The 2,037-nt window shown below is 39.8% G+C and carries 1 protein-coding gene and 1 pseudogene; one reads left to right on the top strand and one right to left on the bottom strand.

Annotation, left to right across the window (positions count from 1 at the left end):
* Nucleotides 1-49: 49 nt before the first annotated feature.
* Nucleotides 50-420: pseudogene (locus ACFIL3_RS08275) on the top strand (helix-turn-helix domain-containing protein).
* Between the two features lie 427 nt (nt 421-847).
* Here the strand turns inward: ACFIL3_RS08275 and ACFIL3_RS08270 are convergent.
* Nucleotides 848-2,037 (bottom strand): MFS transporter (locus tag ACFIL3_RS08270; protein WP_375682058.1); only part of this gene is annotated, 1,190 nt, incomplete at its 5' end.

The following is a 2,037-nucleotide window of genomic DNA, read 5'->3' as shown; positions in this document are numbered from 1 at the left end:
CTCCCGGAATACCAATGCGAGGGCGCTCGCAACCGGAGGGGGGCTTGAAGTGCCAACTAAAAATCCACATTTTATCGACATTTTGATAGGCAAAAGAATCCGCCACAGACGCATTTCAATAGGGCTTTCCCAAAAAGAATTAGGAAGCCATTTAGGTGTCAGTTTCCAACAAATCCAAAAATACGAAAAAGGCTTAAATCGTGTAAGCGTAGGGTATTTACTCAAAATCGCTCAAAAACTGGAAGTTCCTATAAGCTTTTTTATGCAGACATTGCTACAAAAGAAGATATCTCAACAAAAGAAAATACCCCACACCGTGATCAAGAAACATACAGCGAAAAAGAACACACTCTTTTGAAAAATTTTAGAGACCTCCAACCAAAAAAACAAAAAGCAATCTTGTGGTTGATTTCTGATTAAGCAAAAGCACAACAATTACCATACCCCCTGCCTAAAGTTTCCCATACCTGATATCACCATACCTCCAAGAATGATATTTTACGGCATATAAGATAATTCACACTATAGCTCCTCGTTTTCTGTTTCCATTATTGCTTCAAGTCAAGCTGATTAAGGATTGGCAGCTGAGTTTTTAAGTTTGACTATTTGTAGCAAAGCGGAGTTAAACAAAAATGACATTGTCGCTCAAAACCATGCCCCCTATTGCGTTTACGAGACAGTGGAACCGTATCAAGAAGGCAAAGCCCCGAAAAAAACATATGAGCGTTTAAGTAAAAATCAAAGATTAAACCTATAACGTCAAAAAAGCTGCTCTATGTTGGATTATCTCCACGTCCTCTAAATCTCAGAAAAATGATTTAAAACATTTGTTTTATTGATGAGCCAATCATTGAGATCGAACAATTAACAAAGAACGGTTCAGCAATATCCTGATAGCCAATAAACAGCATAATCCACTCAATCCAGAAAGAAGGAACAATTTTCCAGCCGAAGTGTGACCTAAAACAAACGCTCCAACAAACGGCGCCACCAACATAGCTAAATTTTGTATAGACTGCACCCATCCGGAAGCCAATCCAATCTGTTCATTGAAATTGCTTACCAGATAAACATTAGAAGATATGGAAAAGTAAGCGCTAACCATTCCAATAAGGAAAAAACAGAGCAACAAAGTCTCAATACGGAGTAAATCAAAGTAAAAAAAGCACACTGAGATCATGACAAAACCAATCATTGTTGACATTGCCGGCATTAACAACTCTGATATTTTGCCTGTAAGGGGTTTATACTTTGATTGTTTCACACTCCAAAATCCATAGAGAAAATTACCGATTGCCGAAGCCGATACCAGCATCCCAAGAGCCTGTTTATTCATTTTCATTGCACTAAGAATAACCGGCAACTGATTATTCACCATAAAGATCATGGCAAAATACACAAACATCACCGCCACATAGGCATACCAAGTTGTCCCATAAAGCCTCTGCTTTGATTTTATGGTATTCGCTGTTTTTATCATGAGCGACGAGACAGGTTGTGCACCAAGACAACAAAACACCATAAAGCCTAGCAATGTCAAAAATCCAGAAAACAATAAAGTATAGGTATCTGATAAAAGTACAGACAGAGCACTCCCCAAAGCAGGTCCTATCATCTTTGCCGCGCTATTGATCATGTTAAGCACAGAATAGTAACGAGTCCGTCCGTTTTCAGGCACCGAATTTGCACTGAGAACGGAAATTGCAGGCATGGCTAGACTGTTGAATGTCGCTCGAATAACTGCCAGTATAATAAATCCTTGCAGACTCGTCGCCATCAATAAACCGACAGTACAGAGTGCCCGTAACAGCAGTGACGCCCGCAACCAATGGATCATAGAACGGTGACTTACCAACATTCCAATTGGCTTAGACAGAACGATACCAGGTAATAATGTTGCCGCTCCAATAAAAGCGACGTCATATTGATCAGCTTTCCACGTGAACACAGATACGGTCAAAATCACGATATAATCAATCCAACCGCCAAATGACACCACGCCATTACCCAGCAAAAGCACCAACAAGCGATTTTTTA

The organism is Bartonella sp. CE47NXGY (assembly GCF_042195415.1).
In the GTDB taxonomy this organism is placed as follows: Bacteria; Pseudomonadota; Alphaproteobacteria; order Rhizobiales; family Rhizobiaceae; genus Bartonella.
Note: the sequence above shows the minus strand (reverse complement) of the source record. Positions and strands in the feature narration are given on the sequence as shown.